Annotated in this window: 11 protein-coding genes and 2 pseudogenes; 3 read left to right on the top strand and 10 right to left on the bottom strand. The window is 64.3% G+C overall.

All coding sequences use genetic code 11. The annotated features are described in order from the left end of the window. Nucleotides 1–78 precede the first annotated feature (78 nt). Entirely contained in the window at nucleotides 79–810 is a 732-nt protein-coding gene (locus tag AC1MCA_RS08430) for a GntR family transcriptional regulator (RefSeq protein WP_479802641.1), read from the top strand. A gap of 172 nt (nucleotides 811–982) precedes the next feature. Next, on the top strand, nucleotides 983–1,906 hold the full coding sequence (locus tag AC1MCA_RS08425; protein ID WP_479802640.1) for an SDR family oxidoreductase: 924 nt from the start codon (nucleotides 983–985) through the stop codon (nucleotides 1,904–1,906). Nucleotides 1,907–1,951: 45 nt separating this feature from the next. Here the strand turns inward: AC1MCA_RS08425 and AC1MCA_RS08420 are convergent. Beyond that, nucleotides 1,952–5,004 (bottom strand): annotated as a pseudogene (locus tag AC1MCA_RS08420) (alpha-amylase family glycosyl hydrolase). Nucleotides 5,005–5,524: 520 nt separating this feature from the next. Between AC1MCA_RS08420 and AC1MCA_RS08415 the strand changes: the two are divergent. After that, on the top strand, nucleotides 5,525–6,370 hold the full coding sequence (locus tag AC1MCA_RS08415) for a putative protein N(5)-glutamine methyltransferase (RefSeq protein WP_479802638.1): 846 nt from the start codon (nucleotides 5,525–5,527) through the stop codon (nucleotides 6,368–6,370). Between the two features lie 225 nt (nucleotides 6,371–6,595). Here AC1MCA_RS08415 and AC1MCA_RS08410 read toward each other — a convergent pair whose 3' ends face one another. From AC1MCA_RS08410 to AC1MCA_RS08370, 9 genes and pseudogenes are all read right to left on the bottom strand, one after another. Then, complete coding sequence (locus AC1MCA_RS08410) at nucleotides 6,596–6,805, bottom strand: HNH endonuclease (protein ID WP_479803339.1); 210 nt, start codon at nucleotides 6,803–6,805, stop codon at nucleotides 6,596–6,598. 380 nt (nucleotides 6,806–7,185) lie between these two features. Next, nucleotides 7,186–8,250, bottom strand: a pseudogene (locus tag AC1MCA_RS08405) (DUF222 domain-containing protein); the annotation flags it as partial. Between the two features lie 715 nt (nucleotides 8,251–8,965). Continuing rightward, entirely contained in the window at nucleotides 8,966–9,502 is a 537-nt protein-coding gene (locus AC1MCA_RS08400; RefSeq protein WP_479802637.1) for a hypothetical protein, read from the bottom strand. 112 nt (nucleotides 9,503–9,614) lie between these two features. Next, nucleotides 9,615–9,881, bottom strand: a complete 267-nt coding sequence (locus AC1MCA_RS08395; protein WP_108599113.1) for a GlsB/YeaQ/YmgE family stress response membrane protein — start codon at nucleotides 9,879–9,881, stop codon at nucleotides 9,615–9,617. Nucleotides 9,882–10,015: 134 nt separating this feature from the next. Then, nucleotides 10,016–10,849 carry an aldo/keto reductase gene (locus tag AC1MCA_RS08390; RefSeq protein WP_479802635.1) on the bottom strand — a complete coding sequence of 278 codons (834 nt, stop codon included), beginning with the start codon at nucleotides 10,847–10,849 and terminating at the stop codon, nucleotides 10,016–10,018. A 29-nt stretch (nucleotides 10,850–10,878) separates the two neighbouring features. After that, on the bottom strand, nucleotides 10,879–13,434 hold the full coding sequence (locus AC1MCA_RS08385) for a rhamnogalacturonan lyase (protein WP_479802633.1): 2,556 nt from the start codon (nucleotides 13,432–13,434) through the stop codon (nucleotides 10,879–10,881). Between the two features lie 102 nt (nucleotides 13,435–13,536). After that, complete coding sequence (locus AC1MCA_RS08380) at nucleotides 13,537–13,785, bottom strand: helix-turn-helix domain-containing protein (protein ID WP_108599116.1); 249 nt, start codon at nucleotides 13,783–13,785, stop codon at nucleotides 13,537–13,539. Beyond that, a complete protein-coding gene (locus tag AC1MCA_RS08375) occupies nucleotides 13,785–14,276 on the bottom strand; it encodes a DUF2975 domain-containing protein (RefSeq protein ID WP_479802631.1) in 492 nt (163 codons plus the stop codon). The genes AC1MCA_RS08380 and AC1MCA_RS08375 overlap by 1 nt, the downstream gene beginning before the upstream one ends. Before the next feature lie 161 nt (nucleotides 14,277–14,437). Continuing rightward, nucleotides 14,438–15,466 carry an NAD-dependent epimerase/dehydratase family protein gene (locus AC1MCA_RS08370; protein ID WP_479802629.1) on the bottom strand — a complete coding sequence of 343 codons (1,029 nt, stop codon included), beginning with the start codon at nucleotides 15,464–15,466 and terminating at the stop codon, nucleotides 14,438–14,440. Nucleotides 15,467–15,477 lie beyond the last annotated feature (11 nt).

The raw sequence follows: 15,477 nt of genomic DNA, 5'->3' as shown, positions 1-15,477 counted from the left end.
CACAACACCGTGGCGCACAACGATTGTCTAACAAGTACACATGTAGGTCAAGCGTTACTTGTTCACTTGTCTGGCAAGATGGAGAAGAACGCCGAAACTTACGGGAGGGAAGCTGACGTGCCTGGCCGGATTGCTGCAGTCTCGATCGTGGAAGCGATCGCCGCCGACCTTCGGAGCCGGATCTTCTCCGGTGACCTCGGCTCCGGCCAGAGCCTCACCGAGACAGAGGTCGCCTCGTCCTATGAGGTGGCCCGCCCCACGGCAAAAGCCTCGATCGAGAAACTCGTTGCCGAAGGGCTTCTGGACCGGGGTACGCACAAGACTGCGCGGGTGGTGGACCTCGGGCCGGATTCGGTGCGGGATATCTACCTCGCACGGGCCTATTTGGAAAGCGAAGTGCTCCGCAGGCTTGCCCGCACCAAGGCTGTGCCCCAGACGGCGGTCCAGGCCAATCGCGATATCGCAGCAGTGCAGACGGGTACGCCGCTCGACGTCGTCGAACCCGACATGCGGTTCCACACCAGCCTGATTGACGCCGCGGGCAATCAGCGCATCAGCAGGATGTACCGCTCGCTGGTGGGCGAGGTGCGGTTATGCATGGTCCGCGTCCAGTCCCTGCAGCTGTTGGACACCGAACTGATTCACGCCGAACACCAGAAGATCCTTGAATTGATCGAGGCCGGACAAGGCGAGGCAGCCGCCGACCTGCTGGATGAGCACCTTGGGCGGGCCCGCGAACGGCTGGTGGCGGCGATGGGCGGGGCCGCCGGTCCCGAGGCCGAATATCCATCGGGGATGCTTTCGCAGTAAGCATTCCGGCTTCTGGGCCAACCCCGACGTCATCACACGAGTGACGTGATGGTTCCGGGCAGGAACCGGTCCGCCGTCGTGCTTGCCCTAAGGGTCTGGCGGGCTGCTCCGCGCAGGGTGAGAATGTGAAAGAGCCGGGGCTCTGCAACCGGGCATTCACAGGGAGACCCTTATGGCCAATGCGCCCGTACTGGTTTTAGGCGGCACCGGCATGCTGGGCAGCCAGGTTGTCACTGAGTTGCTCAAGCGCGGTAAGCACGTCCGGGCGCTGGTGCGTCCCGGTTCGGATGCCTCACGGCTTGAGGCCGCCGGCGTGGACATTGCACGTGGCGACATGCTGGATGCCTGGTCGCTGCTGCGGGCCATGGAGGGCGTTGACGCCGTGGTCACCTCGGCGGCGGGATACACCAGGCACCGTCAAGGCGACACCCCCAAAACAGACATGGTGGGCAACGCCAACCTGGCCGAAGCAGCGAGCCGCTCCGGCGTCCGAAGGTTCGTTCTGACCAGCATCCTCACGTGCGACCAGACGCCCCAAGTGCCGCATTTCTGGCACAAAAAACTGGCCGAAGACAAACTGCAGGAACTCGGTGTCCCGTTTGTGGCGCTGCGGCCGGGGGCGTTCCTTGATCAGGTCACTCGTTTCGGCGGCGACCCTGTCACCAAAGGACGGCTGACCTGGATGGGATCCCCGCAAATCCCGTTGACTTTTGTGCTCACCTCCGACGTCGCCGCCTACCTTGCCGAGGCCGTTGACCTCCCGGGGCTGGAAGGGCAGCGTATCGATATCGGCTGGGACCGGGCGGTGGCGATGCAGGAGGTTGCCGACGTCGTGGGCCGCCTCTCCGGCCGGCCCATCCGCGTCCGGTCCATCCCCCTGGGCGTCCTGCGCGCAGCGGGGACGGTCCTTGCGCCGGTCAACGCCATGGCCAAGGACGGTGCCGCCATGTTGGAGTGGTTCCAGTCGGGCCGTTACGTTGCGGACACCGCCCTGCAGCGTCAGTTTTTTGGCGAGCCTCCCACCGCCGAGGTTGCCATCAGGCGGTTCGTCGCGGGCCTGGGGCACACTCACCACCCAGGCCCGCGACGCCGCTAGTTTTCCCGGACTGACTAACCTTCCTTGTACTAACCCGCTCTGGACTTAACCCGCCGTGAGCAGGTGGGTGAAGTGGTCGTACCGGAAGGTGACCGCTCCGCCGTCGTGCTTGTAAACGATGTTTCCGCCGTTGGGCGCACCGCCGGCACCGTAGTTTTCGTCCCAGCCGCGGTTAAGCGCCGCCTTGAACTCATAGGTGCCTGCCTGCAGTTTCTCAACGGCCAGCTTCCACACCATGGTTGCCGGGTCCAGCGTCAGCTGGGCCTCGTCGCAGGCGGGAGCCCAGTCCTCCGGGCACCCGAGTTCGGTGTTGAGGCTCCCGGCGATGGCAACGGCCCCGGGCTGCTGCGAGGCGTAGATGGCGCCGAGGATGTGTGTGCTGTTGTCGTAACGGAACGTCACGGCCCCACCCGGGTGGTCCAGCACAATGTCCGTGCCTCGGAAGACTCCGCCGGCGCCATAGTTCGCATCCGGGTTGCCGTCGAGCACGGCCTTGTACTTGTACTGTCCGGCAGGCAGTGCGTCAACGGTGAGCCGCCAGATGTTGTCCGCCGGATCCAGTGTCATCATGGCCTGCGGGCACGCCAGCTCCCCCTCGTCGCAGCCCATCGCCAGGTTCAGGTCTCCGGCCACCGTCACGGTATCGGGTTGCGGAGCCTCACCCACAAAGACGGTCCGCAGCTCGCTTGCCACACTGAACCCGGGGCCGGTCATGGTGGCGCGGTACTGGACCTTGGTGCCGTCAGCGAGTCCCAGGGCCGCCAGGTCATCGACCACCGAGTACACCGGCGACGAATCATCGGAGCCCACAGCTATCCACGCCCCGCCGGCAACGCTGCGTTCGAAGGACACCACGTGGCTTGCCTTCTCGGGGTCCGCGGTGGCGCTGAGCTCAACTGGACTCTTCACACCGCTGCCTTCGGCAGGCTTCTGCAGGGTCAGGATCGGCGCGGGAACTGCTGCTGCGCGGGAACTGCTGCTGCGCGGGACTGGCTGGTGGCCGTGTGGCCGCCGTTGTCCAGCACGGTGGCCCTGTATTCGAGCGCAGTGCCGGCCTCCAGCGCTGCCACGTCATGGAACACCTCGTATGGCGCGGTGTCATCGGTGCCGATCGGTTCCCAGCCACCGCCTGCCGTTTTCGCCTCGAAGGTGACCTCATAGAACGACGTACCGTCGACGTCGGCCGTTACGTTGATCCGCCCGTTGTCCGCGGGTGCCGCGGCGGGTTCCTGGAGCGCGACGGCGGGGGCTGCCTTGGAGTGCGGGATGCGGCCCGATGCCTGGTAGACCACGGCGGACAGCGGCGGGACCGTGACGGTCAGCTTGCCCGCTGCGGAGGTTTTTGCTTCTTCGGCGGCGTCACCGTAGATCTTCGTGTAGCTGCGCTTGCCGATGTAGGTGGGAACCTCCGCCGTCTGCGGCTGCTCGCTGTTGTTCAGGGCAACGACGTATTCGCGCTGGTCCTCGGCATCGGTCCGGGAGAAGGCGTAGATCCCGGCTCCTTCGGAGGCGAACCGATGCTGGTGGGCGCCATCGCGCAGGGTCGGGTGCTCCCTGGTCAGGGCAGCCAGCTGGCTGATCTTGGAGTACAGCGGGTGGGCTGCGTTGAAGTTGTCCGTTGCGTGTGTGGCGTCGGTACCGAGGAGATTGTCGTCCAGGTACTCCGGCACCTGGCTGGCGAAGAGCGTCTGCCGGGCATCCTGGTCACCGCCCGGACCCGTAAAGCCCTGCTCGTCGCCGTAGTAGACCACCGGGTTGCCGCGCGAGAAGTACATGAGTTCGTGCGCCAGCTGATCGCGGGCCACCTGCTCCGTGTCGGTTGCCCCGGGGTTGTCCGCGGCGATGAAACTGCCGATCCGGCCCATGTCGTGATTGCCCAGGAATGTGGGCAGTTGGTAGACGTTGGAGTCGGCGTCGGTGTACCAGTCGTCAGTGGCGAAGAACGTCTCCAGGGAGCGGGTGTCCTGGCCCTTCGACGCGAAGTTCCGGGCTGCATCCTGGAACGGGAAGTCCAGAACTGCCTGCATCTCGTTCCGGGTGGTGAACTGCGACGTGAAGCTCTTGGTGGTATCGAACACCTCGCCGAACATAAAGAACTCATCCTTGCCCTGTTCATGGGCATAGTTGAGAACGTCCGGGCCGAACTCCTGCCAGAACTCGTTGTTCACGTGCTTCATGGTGTCGATCCGGAAGCCGTCCACGCCGAACTTGCCTATCCAGGTCTTGTAAATGTCCTCCATCCCCTTCACCACAGTGGGGTGCTCGGTGAAGAGATCGTCCAGGCCGAAAAAGTCACCGTAGTAGGAGTCCTCGCCCACAAAGGTGGTGTCGCCGCGGTTGTGGTAGAGCTCCGTGTTGTTCAGCCAGTCGGGAACCTTCAGCTCCTCTTCGCCCACCTGCAGCACGGGTTTGTAGGGGAAGGACGTCTTGGGGTCCAGCTCCGGAAAGCTGTCCGAGCCTGCGAAGTCACGGTCGTCGAACTCCACCCCGGCCGCCGTTTTGTAGGGATCCGTGTCCTTCGACTTGTAGGGCTGGCGGGCACCGATTCCCTCGCTGTTTTCGAAGCCGATCACGTCCGCAGTGTGGTTGGTGATGATGTCGAAGTACACCTTCATTCCGCGGGCGTGGGCCTCGTCTATGAGTGCCTGCAGTTCGGCGTTGGTACCGAGGTGGGGATCGATCTGGGTAAAGTCGGTGACCCAATAGCCGTGGTAGCCGGCGGACTTGTCCTCCGTCTGCACCGCTTTGTTCTTGAAGCTGGGGGTCAGCCAGATCGAAGTGGTGCCCAGGCCCTGGATGTAGTCGATTTTGTCCAGCAGGCCAGCCAGGTCGCCGCCGTTGTAGAAGCCCTTTTTGGTGGGATCGAAGCCGGACACCATCGGGTCGTCCGGGAGGCCGCCGAGGTCGTTGGTGGTGTCCCCGTTGCTGAACCGGTCAGCCATCACAAAGTAGAAGTTCTCATCCGTCACCGGGGCGCGGAGCGAGTGGCTGGCAGCCGACGACGGCGTTCCCGGCTTGTCAGGGCCGGCCTTTGACGGGTCGGGTGCAGCCTGCGCGGGGAGCAGCGCGGTTGCGGCAGCGACGGCCGCTACGAGAATGCCGGCGCCGGCCCGAAGGAGGGGCGTGCATTTGGATGCCGTCTTGGGGCGGGTGGCTGGTTGGAGCCTTGGGGTGGAGCCTTTGAGAGTGCGGTATTTCACGTCAGGAGAGACCTTCCTGGTAGCGGCGTTGCTGTACAGGCTGCGTTGTATCGATGGGCCGCGCACATGGCTTCTGTGCCCCGTGGCGGTTTGGGACTCGGTTTACCGGGCGATCAACGACCGCCGTAGGGTGAACCACGTCAGAGTGTAAGCGCTTGCATCGAATAAATCCAGTCTTTTGGCTGCCGTCTCCAAGGGCTATTCTGCAGGCGCCGAAGGGTGCACTCGGCCCTGCTGGAAGCGTCGGTTAGCATGGAGTTTCCAGCCACATCGGGAGGACGGTTGGCCCATATTTGTGTAGCCGCTGCGATGCTGATTCCCTCTGCGCATGAACCGACGACTGGATCCACTAAAAGGATTGGGCCGACAAGGCCCAGAGGTCACCGAAATTGCAGCCTGCCCATCGAGAGGGCGTCTCATGCCCGCCAGTGAACTGCGGTCAGCTTCCTTTGATGACATTTGTGCCCGGCTTCGGTCCGCAGGGTGTGTCTTTGCAGAGGAGGAAGCTCAACTGCTCCTTGCTGCGGCATCCAGCGCTGCCGAGCTCGCTTCGTCGGTAGAGCTGCGCCTCGCCGGCTTCCCTCTGGAGCATGTGCTGGGTTGGGCAAGCTTTTGCGGACTCCGGATTGAAGTGGATGCGGGCGTTTTTGTTCCCCGCTGCCGCACCGAAATTCTGGTGGACGAAGCTGTTGCGCTGCTGGAGGATGACCGGCCGCGGGCCCGCCGCAGAGGAGATTCGCCTGCCGTCGTAGTGGATCTGTGCTGTGGTTCCGGCGCCGTCGGTGCTGCAATCGCCTCCCGTGTTTCCGGAATCGAGTTACATGCTGCGGACATGGACCGGGGCGCTGTGGATTGCGCTCGACGTAATGTAGCCCGGGTGGGCGGCCAGGTCCACGAGGGCGATCTGTTCGCTGCGCTGCCGCCCGCGATCCGTGGCAGGATCCAGATCCTGGCCGTCAACGCCCCCTATGTCCCGACAGGTGAGATAGGCACCATGCCCCCGGAAGCCCGCTTGCATGAAAAGCGACTGGCGCTTGATGGCGGGCCGGACGGTCTTGATTTCCACCGTCGTCTTGCCGACGGGGCATCGGAGTGGCTCCACCCGGGCGGCAGCCTCATCCTGGAGACCAGCCAAAGGCAAGCTGATCAGACGGCCGCGATTTTGGCCGATGCGGGACTGGCCGTCCGGATCGTCCGCTCTGAGGAGCTCGACGGCACAGTGGTTGTTGGCGTTGGCGTTGGCATTGGCCCTGGGCTGGGCTGACTAAATCAAATAAGTCCTAGCGGGTGGCGGTCGACGCTCCAACGCTGATCCACAAAGTTCGTTTCCCGTGTGTGCTCAACCCAATGTGCTCAACCTGAAGTAATCAACCTGAAGTACTCAGCCCGAATTTCTCATCCGTCCGGTGCTCATACCGGCGAGGTCTGTCGGCGCAGGTTTGAGCCGGGTGACCGGCAACGCTCTCGGCGCATGGTTGAGCCGGGTGCGCTATTCGCGTTGGGGTGGTGGGGGTGGTTTGAAGTAGTGGTTTTGTTGGGGTTTTTGGGTGGGGTCGATGTGGCGTGGGGGTGTGTACCAGGGGGTGCCGTGTTGGGTGGTGATGGTCCATTGTTCTTTGTGGATGAGGTGGTGGTGGTGTGAGCAGAGGAGGGTGCCGTTGGTGGTGTTGGTGGGGCCGTTGTTGGACCAGTAGGTGATGTGGTGGGCTTCGCACCAGGGGGCTGGGATGGTGCAGTTGGGGAAGGTGCAGCCTTGGTCGCGGGCGGTGAGGGCGAGGCGTTGGGCGGGGGTGAAGAGGCGGGTTTTGCGGCCGAGGTCCAGGATTTCGCTGTTGGTGCCGAGCAGGACGGGGATGATGTCGGCGTCGCAGGCGAGTTTGCGCAGGGTGGTGTGGCGGCGACGGGGCCGGTGAAGGTGTAGTTGCCCGTCTCTGTCTCTGGCCCTGGCCCGGTGCCCGTGCCTGGGCGCGTTTTGGTGGTGATGTTGTTGCCGGTGGTGGTTCCGTCCGCGGGGTGGGGGAGGAGGTCTTGGTAGTGGATGGTGGCGAGGATTTGGGGGCGGTTTCCGCCGGTGATGGGCAGGGTGTCGGTGCGTAGTGCTGCTTTGAGGGCGCCGATGATGCCGTCGAGTTGTTTTTGGGAGCGGGTGCGCCGGTCCAGTTCCACATCCGCGTTGGCGTCCGCGTCGGCCCAGCGGTTCTGGCCGGTGCCGGGACCGGTATCGGGGCCGTTGCCGGTGCTGCCGCCGATGTCCCCGTCAATGTCCCCGTCGATGCGGCTGGTGCTGCTGGTGCCGGTACTGCTGCTGGTGGTGGGTGTGGTGCGGGGGTTGGTGGCGGTGTTCATGACGGTGAGGAGGTGTTCGTATTGGTCGGTGGTGGCGAAGATTTCGAGGTGGTGAAGGCCGTGGCGGGGTTTGCGGATGAAGGCGCCTTGGGTGTGGCGGAGGGCTTCTTCGGACGGTTCGGTGCCGTCTGCGTCGAGGGTGTCGGACCAGCGGCGGGCGACGCGGGCGAGGAAGTCCGGGTCTGCGGTGGCTGCGGTGCGGGTGAGGTCGGTTTCGATCAGGGTGAGGGCTTCGGGGGTGGTGCGGTGTTGGAGCCGGTCCAGGGTGAGGCTGATGATGGTCCCGGCCCGGGAGGACACCGCCGGGCAGGCAAGCGCGGGCCCTGAGTCCTTTGGATCCAGGGTGCTGGCAGTGACTGCTGGGTCCGGGGTGGGGGTGAGTCCTGCGGCGAGGTGTTCCCTGGGTGGTGGGGTGGTTTCTCCGGTGAGGGTGGTGGCGGGCAGGATGGCGCGGGCGAGGGCGAGCCGGCGGTGGGCTTCGGATTTGCCGATCCGGAGCCTGACGCGGAGGAATTCGGCGGTGTTCGCGCATCCGTCGTCCGCGGGCGAGGACACAACGGGCGGGGCGGCGGGGCCGGTGGGCCAGGTGGTGTCGGTTTCGTTCAGGGTTTCGGTGCCGTGGTCCCAGCCGGTGACCCAGGTCCTGGTGGACCTGGTGCGGGCGGTTGCGGCGTCGGCGATGGCTTGGGTACGGGTGCGGTCCACCGACCCTGCGGCGAGGACTTGGAGGTATTCCACGGTCCGGGAGATGTCTTCGACGTCGCCGGCGAAATGTGCGCTCTCAACATAGCCGGCCATCGCGAGCCGGGCCGGGGCGGCAGCCGCGGCGGCGTTCACAGCGGCCAGCAGCGCGGCCAGCCCGGCGTCGGCCGTCCCGACACCCGCCCTGTCGGCCGTCCTTCCGTTGGAAGCGCCCCCAACAGGCTGGCCCGCGTGCGTGAGCACGGCGGTGGAACCGCCGGACTCCGCAAGCTGACCACTAAAAGCTTCCATGGGAACACTCTGCCAGGGGGGTACGACATTTAAGCCGTGGAGGTGGCCAGCGTCCACCTTCAACGTATTGGAAGCACCCCCAACACGCGGATCCGCCCGCAAAAGTGCAGCGGTGGAACCGCCGGACTCCGCAAGCTGACCACTGGAAGGTTCCATGGGAACACTCTGCCAAGGGGGTACGACAGTAATGATGAAATTGGCTCGTGCCGGCGGGTCGGCCACCCCGTCGGCTGGGCTGGCTAGCCAGTCCCGTGTGAACGAGCAAGCTACATCGGCCTCGACGTCAGGCCACAGGGGTAAGATGGAGGGGTGGCCGGGCCGGGCTACCGCTGCCTGTCCAGCAGACTCGCGAGCCAGGGCAGGAACCCTGAGCCTGGGCATCGGCCCTTAAAACTCTGCCGGCCGCCGCGTCCCCCAAGGATCGCGACGGCCAGCAAGGTCAAACAGTTTTAGCACAGTTCCGCCCCGACCTCAGTGTCAAGCGGCGGCCCTGCGTAACGTTCCGGGCAGGAACCCTGAATCAGTCCCTTCGCGGGTCCACGTTCGTGGCTGCCCCGGCGGGGGTGGCGCCACCTTCATCGGACCAGTCCTGGCCCTGGGCGTCATTGAGGGCAGGATCGGATTCAACATCCGAAGTCCCCAGGTTCACTGTTTCCGGGTGCGTGCTGTGGGCCGGGATGTGATCCCCGGCTTCGGCTGCGCGGGCTTCGGCTGAGCCGGCAGCGTGAGCTGACGAGGCACTGCCCGAGGCGCCGGCACTGACCGACGTGCCGACGTCGGACGTCTTGCCCTTACCGTCGCCTGACGCGCTGTCGTGGTGGACGGCGGAACCAATGACGGTGCCCGCGCGGCGGGCGGCCTCACCCAGCTGGTCAGCCAAGTCGGGAGCCTTTTCCTTGATGGCCTCCGTGGCTGCAGTGACTTTGTCCTGAACAGGCTTGCTGTCCCAGAAGCCTGCCGCCCTGGACTTGAGCTTGTCGTACGCCGCACGGCCGGAGCGCGAACCCAGAACGTAGCCTGCCGCTACTCCGATACCCAAAAGAAGTTTGTTTTTCATGATGAACTCCTGCTCCATGAGAAGGTTTTCAGTCCGGGCCTACCTGGCCCGGAGAATAGAAAACCGGCCCGGGGATTTTGTCCCCAGGCCGGTTTCCTGGCGCGCGTCGCAATTAGCTGCGGACGCCGCGCTTGGTGATCATGCCGTAAACGAGAAGCACGATGAGGGCGCCGCCGATGGCGAGCAGCCAGGTCTGCAGGGAGAAGAACTCCTGCAGGCCGGTGCCGAAAATCATTCCACCGATCCAGCCGCCGAGCAGTGCTCCAACGACGCCGAGCACGAGGGTGATGATCCAGCCGCCACCCTGCTTGCCCGGAAGGATCGCCTTAGCGATCGCACCAGCGATAAGGCCGAGAATCAGAAATGCAAGAAATCCCATTTTTACGTTCCTCTTCCTAAGTAAAGGAGGTTCCCGGATCCCGGGGACGCTTAATCCTTCTGCCTCAATAGTAATCATGCTTACTATCGGTTTGCCAACCCCACCCGTTATAAAAAGGCCTCGTCAGGTACGTTTCAGTGGCCGGTGGCGTCGGAGTCATTGCCGGCCCCGGGGCCCTCGTCCAGGATGGCAATTTCCGCTAGATCCAGCGGATCCAGGGCGAAGTCGAAGACGTCCAGATTCTCCCTCATCCGCTCCGGATTTCCGGACTTCGGAATCGTTACAAGACCCTGCTGAATATGCCACCGCAAGACAACCTGGGCAGGTGTTTTCTCGTACTTTTCACCCAGCTGGTAAAGGATGGGGGCGCTCAAAAGGTCTCCTCCTGAGCCTCCCAGCGGACTGTACGACTCCGTGACAATATCCAGCCGGGAGTGGAACTCCCGCTCCGCATTCCTCGTAATGGCAGGGCTGAGCTGGATCTGATTCACCGCCGGAACCACATCCGTTTCCGCCAACAGACGCTCCAGATGCGCAGGTTTGAAGTTGGACACTCCGATCGACCTGACTTTCCCCTCCGCCTGCAGCCGCTCGAACGTTTTCCATGTGGAGATGAACTCGTCACGCTGGGGGAGCGGCCAGTGGATCAGCAGCAGGTCCACATAGTCCAGTCCCAGCCGCTGCAGCGAACCGTCCAGCCCCTCAGCTGCGCGGTCGTTGCCCTGGAACTCGCCGTCCAGCTTGGTGGTGACGAAGAGGTCCTCCCGGTCCACACCGCTGGCCCTGATCCCGTCACCCACCCCTTTTTCATTGCCGTATTTCACGGCGGTATCGATGTGCCGGTATCCGGCTTCCACGGCGCGTACGACGGCGGCACTCACCTTTTCGTCGTCCAGCGGCCAGGTGCCAAGCCCCAGCTGCGGGATGCTGTAACCGTCATTGAGCTTGATCAGCGGTGCGAGTGTCATCTCAACAGTCTCTCCTGCTTTCTGCCTTCCTAGCCCTCGAATGCGCGGAGAATATTGCCCGCCTGGTAATCGAGCACGGTCCGCGCAAGGTCAGACACTTGGTCCGGGTTCTTCTGCTGGTCCAGGAACTCCACGAAGCGTGCGATGGCCTGCGCAGCCTTGGCGGCATCGCCGTCGGAAACTGCCTTAGCGGCCTGCTGGACACTCGCCTCCAACTGCTTGACCGCCGGACCCGATACCCCGCCGGACTCAATGTGGTCCTCCAGGGTCTGCTGGAGTGCTTTCACGCTGCCGGGGAGCCACGCTGCGCGCAGCGGCACATCAGTGAAGTCCATATCTGCGGCAAGGTAGAAATCGGTGTACGAAGGCTGGTTGTAGGTGGTGTTCTGCCGCGCCACCTCGGCGCGGTACTGGGGATCGTGCATCAGCGTGTAGAGCTTGTGGTTGGTCACTTCGGTGCTCATGTACATGCGGAGGGCCGAGCTGTCGGCCGTGCGGACGAGCATTTCTTCGCGCCAGTCACCCACGACGTCGGCCACCAGGCTGGGGGTGCCCTTGGTGCCGTTGTTGGTGCGGGTTCCCTCGGCTGTCAACAGCCTGCCGCGCTTGAAGTCATCGATGGTTGGCGTCTGTTCCTGGGAACCATTGATGATCTGAGTGGTCATATCCGCAGCCCACTTGATGCTCATATTGGTGCCCGGAGCGGTGGTGGAGAGCTTGTCGCCGTCGGCCGACTGCATGCCGATCGCCCAGTTCTCGATTCCGGGAACAGATGGATCAACGTCGCCGATCATGCCGCGGCCGGTGTCCTTGCCGGAGTAGGCACCGAACAGGACCTCGCCGGTGGCGGCGTCGCGCATGGCATAGCCGTAGGGGGCGTAGGTGCCGCCCTCGTGGACGGTGAAGATTTCCTTGCCGGGCCGGGCGGGATCGATGTCGGTGACGTGCATGGCGTCGCCGTGGCCCAGCCTGGCCTCCTCGCCGGGGGCGGCGCTGGCCGCGGGCATGGTGTCGAACGAGCTGTAGAGCAGCGAGCCGTCGTCGTCGATGGCGGCGGAACCGTACACAATCTCCTGCTTGCCGTCGCCGTCCACGTCAGAGGCACTCAGGGAGTGGAAGCCCTGGGTGGTGAGCGTACCGAATTCAGGGTCCGTACCGTTGCGGCCGTGCGGGCCGTCGTTGAACGGGTTGGTCATGGGCGTCCAGCCGGAGTCCACATTCCAGACGGGGGACAGGTTGGCGCCGTCCCAGGTGTAAGCAGCCAGCGTTGTCCGTGTGTAATAGCCGCGGGCGAACACGGCGGCCGGCTTCTTGCCGTCCAGGTACGCGACGCCGGCAAGGAAGCGGTCCACGCGGTTCCCGGGTTCAATCCGGGCCATGGCGTAATCGCCCCACATCAGTCCGTCGTCGTGCCTGCCGGGCTCATAGGCCACGGTCTTCAGTTCCTTGCCCGTGGCACCCTCGAACACCGTGAGGTATTCCGGGCCGGAGACGATAAAGCCTTCAAAGGCGCGCAGGTTGTTCCGGGCGCTTCGGGAGGGCGCGTAGACGTCCATGAAGTAGTCCGCCACGGCTTCGGCATCCGTCCGGGACAGCGGGTACTGGTACTTCGGGGCGATGCCGAACGCTTCCTCCAGCGTTGCAGGCCAGTTGCCGGCCTTCACCTCGGGGTGGTCGCTCCAGCCCTGGAAGGTGGCCACCATGTGCTGGTAGTAGTCGGCGGCGCTCATCCGGTAGTCATCGGCGTTGGAGAAGCCGGCGTCCAGGTCGGACTGGAGCATCGAAATGAAGGATTCGCCCGCCACCGAACCGTTCACGTTGTACGAGATGGTCTTGGTCCCCGGCGCCGTCTTGAACATCATTTCGGAACGTCCGTCGCCGTCGAAGTCGTTCACGAGCATCTGCGTGTAGTGCGCACCGGAGCGGATGTTGACGCCCAGGTCGATCCGGTGCAGCAGGGTTCCATCTGCCTTGTAGGTGTCCACGTAGGTGTTGCCCGTGTAGCCAACCTGGGAGACGTCCTTGGAGTTGTTCGGATCCCACTTGACCACGAACTCGTACTGGCCGTCGCCGTCCACATCGCCCACCGAGGCATCGTTGGCTGAGTAAGTGTACGCCTGGCCGGCTGGAGTGACGCCGTCGGCCGGCTTCTTCAGCGGAATGTCCTTGAAGTTGCCGCCCCATGAGGTGGCTGTGGCGCTCCGGTCCAGCTCAACGCCGCCGACGACGGCACGCACGTCGTATTCCGACGCCCCGGTTCCTGCGGCGTCAAGGAAGTTGGTGCTGTCCGTGACAGTGGCGAGTTTCTGTCCGTCCCGGTAGACGTTGAAATCGGTGCCGGTGAGGCCGGTTGCCGTGGAGCCCGTTGCCTCATGGCCCAGGAGGCGCCAGCTGACGAAAACACCTTCGGACGTGCCGGCTGCCACCAGCCCGCGATCGAGAAAGTCCAGCTGGACGCCTGCGGTGCCTGGCTTCCCGGAGGGCCCGGCTGCGGCTGCCGGGGCAGCGAGGCAGCCAACGGTCAATGCCAGGCCGGCTACTGCCGCAACAGAGAGGTGGCGTACGGATTTCCTGCTCGGATTCATCGGTGAATCCTTTCAATTTTCGATTGGGAAAACGCTTCCCCAGTAACTTAGGGTGCATCCAGTCACAAATCAACCCTTGCGGCGTGCCCGGAATGACGGTATTTAGAACGTTGTAGAGGAATCCTGCGGTTTGGTGACTGCTGACTCTTCGGGCTCCCAGCGCAGCAGGTCCCCGGGCTGGCACTCGAGGACGTCGCATAGGGCCTCGAGGGTGGTGAAGCGCACGGCCTTGGCGCGGCCGTTCTTGAGGACGGCCAGGTTTGCCGGGGTGATCCCCACCCGGTCCGCCAGTGTGCCCACCGCCATCTTCCGCCGGGCCAGCATCACATCGATGTCCACGACGATCGGCATCAGATCACCTCGTCGAGCTCGGTGCGCAGGTGCTTCGCTTCGGCATCAAGCTCAACGGCCTGGGCCAGCAGTGTCCGGAGTACCAGGACGATCAGCGCCACTCCGGCAATCAGCAGCGATGCGCCACAGATCAGCAGGATTATGCCCGGAGCGGCATCGCCTGGTGCGAGCATGACCGCGAGGGCGAAGACCAGGACCGATGCGGACGCCACGGCCCAGAAGATGATGTCCACGTACCGGAAGGCGCTGTGCGAGAAGACCGTGTTCCTTCGTGCCATCGTCAGGAGGCGCCAGACGCACACCAGCGTGACCTGGACTGCGGCGATTCCCAGCACGACGATCAGGATGGCCAAAATGCGTATGCCGCTATCCGTGCCGGCCTCTTCCAGGTCCGTGGACAGAAGGGGGACCATCCGCACTTGGACAAAGAGCGAGCCGGCGAGCGCCAGGGCAAGAACTGCGCGCAGCGCAAGGGTTGTCAGCTTTCCCACAGGGTCTCCTAGAGTATCGATTTACGGTGAAAGTCTATCGATAATCAACAGGTACGGCAAGGTTGCCCGCGGTCAGCAGAGTGATGGGGCGCGGTCCTGTGTGCGCTCGTCCCCGTTGTGCCCGCCCAGGGGCCGAACCCGCGATACCTCCCGGCGTGCCGTTAGCCGGTACGCCCCGCCCACCTGACCAGGCGGTCGCTCAGGTCCATGAACTTCAGGTCCACCACCTGCAGGCCGGGGTGGGCGTCGTGCCACTGGACAATCTCCCGGGCGCCGTCCGCGAACGGGATGCTGGCGGCGTAGCCCGGCACCAGTGACTTGATCTTGGTGTTGTCGAACACCACCGAGTGGGAGCGGTCGCCCAGCAAGCCGGGCCCCAGTTCGGGGATGTTGCCGGCATTGAGCGCCGCGATGGTTTCCGACGCCACGTGGACAAGTTCAGGCTCGGGAACGCCTGCCGCCCGGGCGAACAGGCGGTAGATCTGGTTCCACGGCAGGTATTCATCAGACGTGATGGTGTAGCTCTCGCCGACAGCCTGGGGCCTGCCGAGGACTCCCACGAAGGCCTTGGCGAAGTCCCTGCTGTGCGTCACCGTCCACAGCGAGGTGCCGTCGCCGTGCACCACCACCGGCGCTCCGGTGCGCATCCGGTGGATGTCCGTCCAGCCGCCCAGCATGGCGATCTTGGTGCGGTCGTAGGTATGGGAGGGGCGGACCACCGTGACCGGAAAATCGTCCGAACGGTAGGCCTCGAACAGCAGATCCTCGCAGGCGATCTTGTCGCGTGAATACTGCCAGAAGGGGTTCTTCAAGGGAGTGGACTCCAGGATGGGCAGCCGGGTGGGCGGCTTCTGGTAGGCCGAGGCAGAACTGACGAAGACATACTGGCCGGTCCTGCCGCGGAACAGCTCCATACTGGTGCGTGCCTGATCCGGAGTGAAAGCAATAAAGTCCGCGACGGCGTCGAACTCCCGCCCGCCCAGCACGTCCTGTACCGATGCCGGGTCACGGATGTCCGCGTGAAGTACCTCGGCGCCATCCGGCACGGACCGGCCCGAAGACTGGCCCCGGTTAAGGACGGTCACCCGGTGCCCCAGCGCGACGGCGCGGTCCGCCGCCGCCGCGCTGATGACCCCCGTGCCGCCGACGAACAGGATGTTCCTCGGCGCCACGGTATCGGTATCGGCCACAGGTTGAGTGC

The organism is Arthrobacter sp. BK1 (assembly GCF_056680055.1).
The sequence above is the reverse complement of the archived record's forward strand: the minus strand, read 5'-3'. Positions and strand labels throughout refer to the sequence as shown.